Source organism: Skermanella sp., from assembly GCF_059503625.1.
Map to the genome: position 1 here is coordinate 1 of NZ_JCACHA010001039.1, position 5,920 is coordinate 5,920.

The following is a 5,920-nucleotide window of genomic DNA, read 5'->3' on the forward strand; positions in this document are numbered from 1 at the left end:
TTCGGAGCCTCGCTCGCCTTCTTCAATTGAAGATGGTCGGCGTGGTTCTTGAAGGTCCACGGCGCCTTGCCCCGGAACACGAAGGTATCGAGCGCCGAATAGGCGATGCCGCCCCACAGACCCTTGTGGAACGAGGGCCGGATGTTGCGGACGTGGTACAGTTCTTCCCACAGCCAGCTCTGCTTCAGCCGCTCGGTATAGCCGGTCGCTTCCGGCGCCGGTGTTTCCATTGCCAAGTTCTCGAACACCGCTTCGGCGCAGATCATCCCGCTCTTCATCGCGGTATGGTTGCCCTTGATCTTCGGCACGTTGAGGAAGCCGGCGGTATCGCCGATCAGGCAGCCGCCGGGGAAGGTCAGCTTCGGGATCGACTGGAACCCGCCTTCGCTCAGCGCCCGCGCGCCGTAGGAAATCCGCCGCCCGCCCTCGAGGTATTTACGGACGTCGGGGTGAAGCTTGAAGCGCTGGAACTCGTCGAATGGCGACAGGTGCGGGTTGTCGTAGTCGAGCCCGATCACGAAACCGATGGAGACCTGATTGTTCTCCATGTGGTACATCCACGACCCGCCATAGGTCTTGGCATCCATCGGCCAGCCGACGGTGTGGACGACCAGACCTTGCTTGTGCTTGGCCGGATCGATCTCCCACAGTTCCTTGATGCCGATGCCGTAGGTCTGCGGATCGACGCCTTCGCGCAGGTTGAAGCGCTCCTGCAAGCCCTTGGCGAGCGAGCCCCTGCAACCCTCGGCGAAGATGGTCTGCTTGGCGTGCAGTTCCATGCCCGGCGTGTAGCTGTCGGTGTGCTCGCCGTTCTTGCCGATACCCATGTCGCCGGTTGCGACGCCTTTGACCGAGCCGTCCTCGTTGTACAGCACCTCGGCCGCCGCGAAGCCCGGATAGATCTCGACACCCAGCTCTTCGGCCTGGGCGGCCAGCCAGCGGCCGAACATCCCGAGGCTGATGATGTAGTTGCCGTGATTGTTCATCTGCGGCGGGTTGGGCAGCTTGTAGGACTTCGTCTCCGTCAGGTAGATGAAGTGGTCTTCCGTCGCCGGCGTATTGAGCGGAGCGCCCTTTTCCTTCCAGTCCGGAATCAGCTCGTTCAGGGCGCGCGGTTCCAGCACGGCGCCCGACAGCAGATGCGCGCCCACTTCCGAGCCCTTTTCCAGGACGCAGACGGAAACCTCGCGCTCCTGCTCGGATGCCAGCTGTTTCAGCCGGATCGCCGCACTCAGGCCCGCTGGCCCGGCGCCGACGATCACGACATCGTATTCCATTACCTCGCGTTCCATGGTTCTTTTTTCCCCACCGCATTCTATCAGGCCGCCCGGTGCATGCCGTCGGATCGGCATCTCCGCAAACCGGCCCTGGCTGCTTATCTCTTGTTCAAGGCCGATGAAAGAACATAGGTTCCCTCTCAGGGTCAAACCATGAATGAGCGTGGGCCAAGTTGGAATCCGAGCGGTGAGAATTGAGCCAGATTGACATGCGAGATATTGTCGCCCTGCTGCGCTGGCACATCGATGTCGGCGCCGACGAGGCGATCTCGGACAGTCCCACCGATTGGACGAAGGTGGCGCCGCGCGTGGCGCAGCCGTCCCCAGCATCCGCCCAGCCGTCTCCCCAGGGGCGGAACGCTCCGGCAAAGGCGAGCGGCGCCCCCGCCCAGTCACGCCGTCCCGGCCCTGCCCAGCCGGCCCTGCTCGGCACCCCCGCCGCCGGGGCGACCGCCCGGACCATGGCGGCTGAAGCCCAGACGCTGGAAGACCTGCGCGCCGCGATGGCGGCGTTCGACGGCTGCGCGCTGAAGGCGACCGCGACCAACCTGGTCTTCGCCGACGGCAACCCCAAGGCCCGCCTGATGCTGATCGGCGAGGCGCCGGGAGAGGACGAGGACCGCCAGGGCCTGCCCTTCGTCGGCAAGAGCGGCAAGCTGCTGGACATGATGCTGAAATGCATCGGGCTGGACCGCGACTCCGTCTACATCACCAACATCCTGCCGTGGCGTCCGCCCGGCAACCGCAAGCCCAACCCCAACGAGATCCAGGCCTGCCTGCCCTTCGTGGAGCGCCACATCGAGCTGATCGCGCCGGAAGGCCTGATGCTGCTGGGCGGGACCTCGGCCAGCGCCCTGCTCGACCGGTCCGAAGGGATCATGCGGCTGCGCGGCCGCTGGCTGGAATTCACCCCCGCCCTGACCTCCGGACCGGCGGCCCGGCCGATTCCCGTGCTGCCGACCTATCACCCGGCTTTTCTGCTGCGCCAGCCGGCGATGAAGCGGGATTCGTGGCGCGATCTCGTCGCCTTCAAGAAAAAATTTCTTACCCCTTAATCGGCTGGAATCGTTGGCGGAAAGTCCCGGCCGGGGCGCATACCAAGGTACAACATAGATATGGAAGCTTGTGACATCAGGCGACATCCGGTATTTGTCCCTCATGTCAGGGAAGAATGTTAACGCGAATTTAACCACAACAAGTTCGCGGTCACACCTCCTCAGCGGTGCCTTCCTGTGCCTTACGGTCTTGATCCAGCTCCCTTTTTGGGGTGCCGGTCAGGCCATAGCGCGCGACCGGGACACCGCTTACAGAACTGAAGAGTCGTCGGCCCCCTGGTCGGTGGATAGTCCGGTTGCACCCAGCCGGCAGAGCCGCCCAGGCATTCACGAAGCTCAGCTCAACCAGCAGGAGACTGACCGCTACCGCCGCATATTCGAGCTTCAGGACGCAGCCGACTGGCGCGCCGCCGACAAGCTGATCGCCGACGTCATCGACATGCGCCTGATGGGCCATGTCGAGTACCAGCGGCTTATGCATCCCTCCCACAAGGCGACCTACAGCGAGCTTCGCGGCTGGCTGGAGCGCTACGCCGACCATGCCGGGGCTGACAAGGTCTACCAGCTTGCGCTGAAGCGCATGGCGCGCGGCGACCGCAAACCGCCGGCACCGTCGCGCGACGGCAACGCGGTCCCTACCGGCCCGAACGGCGCCTTCGACTCCGTACGCGGGCTTGCGGCGGGAGCGACCGTCAGCACGCCGCGCGGACGCTCGGTCAGGACGCCGGCCGCCACGAAGGTCGAGCTTGCCTCGACCGATGACGAAAGCTCGTCGATCCTGCCGCCCTCAGCCGTGACCATTCCGGCCTCGGCTGCCATAGCGGTTGCCCCGGCGCCCCGGCGCGAGCCGGAACCGCCGTCGGCGACGCGCAGCGGCAACTGGAACGTCGGCATTGCCGCCTGGAAGGCCGGGCAGAACGACAAGGCCGCCAAGGCGTTCCAGGCGCTGGCTCAGACGGAATCGGCGTCCCCCTGGGATCAGGCGGCGGGCGCCTATTGGGCAGCCCGTGCGCACCAGCGCGCCCGCCGTTCCGGCGAGGCGACGAAGTGGCTGGAGCTTGCCGCCCGGCACACCCGCACCTTCTACGGCCTGATCGCCCGACAAGCGCTGGGCAAGGGGGGAGAGAACGACCTGCGCGCTCCCGTCCTGACCCGCCGCCATGTCCGCCTGCTGGCGGGAATCCCGGCGGGCCGCCGCGCCATCGCCTTGCTCCAGGCCGGCCAGCGCGACACCGCCGAGCAGGAGCTTCGCCGGATCGACCCGCGCGGCGACGACACGCTGGAACAGGCCGTCATCGCCCTGGCCGACACCGGCAGGATGCCGGCGCTCGCCATGCGGCTCGGCAGCGTCCTGACCGCGTCCGACGGCGCTCCCTACGACTCGGCGCTGTATCCGCTGCCGCCGTGGGAGCCGAACGGCGGCTTCACGGTGGACCGGGCGCTGCTGTTCGCCCTGATGCGGCAGGAAAGCCGATTCGACCCGACCGCCCGCAGCGGCGCCGGCGCCCGTGGCCTGATGCAGCTGATGCCGGCGACCGCGACCTATGTCGCCGACAAGCTGACGACCGACAACCCGACGACCGATCTGGGCCGCAAGCCGGACCTGTACGAGCCGGAAACCAACGTGACGCTCGGCCAGCATTATGTCCGCTATCTGCTGGACCAGAAGGGCATCGAGAACGACCTGATCCTGACCATCGCCGCCTATAACGCCGGCCCCGGAAACCTCGAGTCCTGGCGGAAGAAGCTGGCCCGGATCAAGGACCCGGTTCTGTTCATCGAGAGCATCCCGGTCCGGGAAACCCGGCACTTCGTGGAGCAGGTGCTGACCAACTACTGGATCTACCAGCAGCGCCTGGGCCAGCCGGCTCCGTCGCTGGAGGCCATTGCAGGAGGCCGCTGGCCGGTTTATATGGCGATGGACGCCGACGTTCCCGATCAGGAGCCCGGCCAAGAGTCAGATCAGCAGGTAGCCTCCAATGGCAAAGATTGACGAGTCCCGCCCCTTCCTCGCCGTCAACATCGCGGTATTGACCGTTTCCGACACGCGGGTCGAAGCGGACGACAAGTCCGGCAACACGCTGGTCGAGCGGCTGACCGCCGACGGCCACCGTCTGGCCGCCCGCGCCATCGTCAAGGACGACGTCCCGTCGATCACCGCCCAACTCCGCGCCTGGATCGACGATCCGGCGATCGACGTCGTGATCTCCACCGGCGGAACCGGCGTTACCGGCCGCGACGTGACGCCCGAGGCCTTCCACGCGATCTATGACAAGGAAATCCCCGGCTTCGGCGAGCTGTTCCGCATGATCAGCTACGAGAAGGTCGGCACCTCGACGATCCAGAGCCGCGCCACCGGCGGCGTCACCGGCAACACCTATCTGTTCGCCCTGCCGGGATCGCCCAGCGCCTGCCGCGACGCCTGGGACGGCATCCTCAAGTTCCAGCTCGACAACAGGCATCGTCCCTGCAATCTGGTCGAGCTGATGCCGCGCCTGACGGAGCACCTGAAAACAACCGGTGCCTGAAGCATTGCCTGATTCACTGCTCGCCCAAGCCTTGCAGCAGCGGCTGGACTTGTCCTCGCTGCCCACAGCCCTGCCGCCCAAGGGAATGGCGCATGCCCATTTCCGCCTGCCCGACGGCGTGCTGGCCCGCGTGCCGCGCTGGAGCCAGATCGGCCTGGACGCCGCCGCCAATCTGCGCCACCAAGCCACCGCCTTCACCCGCGCCGCCCCCTCCGGCCACACGCCGCGCCTGATCGGCACGCTGGAACCCGGCCCGGACCTGCCGATGGGCGCCTTGCTGGTCGAGGAAATCTCCGGCCGCCCTCCCCGTCTTTCGGAAGACTACCCCGCGATAGCCAAGGCGCTGGCCGCGATCCACGCGCTGCCATCAGACCCGGCGCCCAACCCCGTCATCGCCACCGTCCAGGTGATCGAGCGCCAAGCGGCATTCTTCGACAAGGCCGGGTTGCATCCCGAGACCCTGGCCCATCTGAACGCCGAACTGGACTGGGTCCACACCCTGCCGACGTCTCCGGCCCCTCCGATCACGATGGTCGGGACCGACACCCATCCCGGCAACTTCCTGATCGACGCCGGGGGCAAGGCGTGGTTCGTGGACCTGGAGAAGGCAACCGACGGCCTGCCTGCGATCGACCTTGCCCACGCGACGCTCTACACCTCCACGACTTGGGACCCGGATGTCGCCGCCGTCCTGACCCCCGATGAGACGGCCGGTTTCTACGAGACCTGGAGCAGCGCCGCTCCCCCCGCCGTGGTCGAATCGACCCGTCCCTGGTTCACCCCGACCCGGCGGCTGACATGGCTGCGCACGCTGTCGTGGATGGCCCGCTGGAAAGTCGAGGGCTCGACGGCGCACAGCGCCGGCGTCGACCCGCGCACCATCGCCCACGTCCAGGCGCGGATCGAGGACTTCTTCGATCCGGCGACCATCGCCAGGGTGCGGGCGACGCTGTGATTGATACCAGGAGCCATGGATCGACGCGTGAAAATACTTCCGTAGGTCGTGCTAAAGCGAAGCGGCAGCCGACATAGACGCGCCTGCTTGTCGGCTGCCGCTTCG

5 protein-coding genes are annotated in these 5,920 nt (G+C 66.5%); 4 read left to right on the top strand and 1 reads right to left on the bottom strand.

Going from position 1 to position 5,920, the window contains the following annotated elements; genetic code table 11:
- The coding region (locus AC5JJ6_RS37765; protein ID WP_496046966.1) for an NAD(P)/FAD-dependent oxidoreductase at positions 1-1,292 on the bottom strand (1,292 nt) is incomplete at its 3' end.
- 194 nt (positions 1,293-1,486) lie between these two features.
- Between AC5JJ6_RS37765 and AC5JJ6_RS37770 the strand changes: the two genes are divergently transcribed.
- From AC5JJ6_RS37770 to AC5JJ6_RS37785, 4 genes are all read left to right on the top strand, one after another.
- Entirely contained in the window at positions 1,487-2,332 is an 846-nt protein-coding gene (locus AC5JJ6_RS37770; RefSeq protein WP_496046967.1) for a uracil-DNA glycosylase, read from the top strand.
- Between the two features lie 283 nt (positions 2,333-2,615).
- Positions 2,616-4,325: a lytic transglycosylase domain-containing protein gene (locus AC5JJ6_RS37775; RefSeq protein WP_496046968.1), complete on the top strand. Its 1,710-nt coding sequence runs from the start codon at positions 2,616-2,618 to the stop codon at positions 4,323-4,325.
- Positions 4,312-4,860 (top strand): molybdenum cofactor biosynthesis protein B, encoded by a 549-nt coding sequence (moaB, locus tag AC5JJ6_RS37780; protein WP_044434326.1) that lies wholly within the window; start codon positions 4,312-4,314, stop codon positions 4,858-4,860. The genes AC5JJ6_RS37775 and moaB overlap by 14 nt, the downstream gene beginning before the upstream one ends.
- A 4-nt stretch (positions 4,861-4,864) precedes the next feature.
- A complete protein-coding gene (locus AC5JJ6_RS37785) occupies positions 4,865-5,815 on the top strand; it encodes an aminoglycoside phosphotransferase family protein (RefSeq protein WP_496046969.1) in 951 nt (316 codons plus the stop codon).
- Positions 5,816-5,920 lie beyond the last annotated feature (105 nt).

What these genes read in the sequence shown, in the direction of transcription:
- AC5JJ6_RS37770 (WP_496046967.1), top strand. Translation starts at nt 1,487, where the DNA reads ATGCGAGATATTGTCGCCCTGCTGCGCTGGCACATCGATGTCGGCGCC.
- moaB (WP_044434326.1), top strand. Translation starts at nt 4,312, where the DNA reads ATGGCAAAGATTGACGAGTCCCGCCCCTTCCTCGCCGTCAACATCGCG.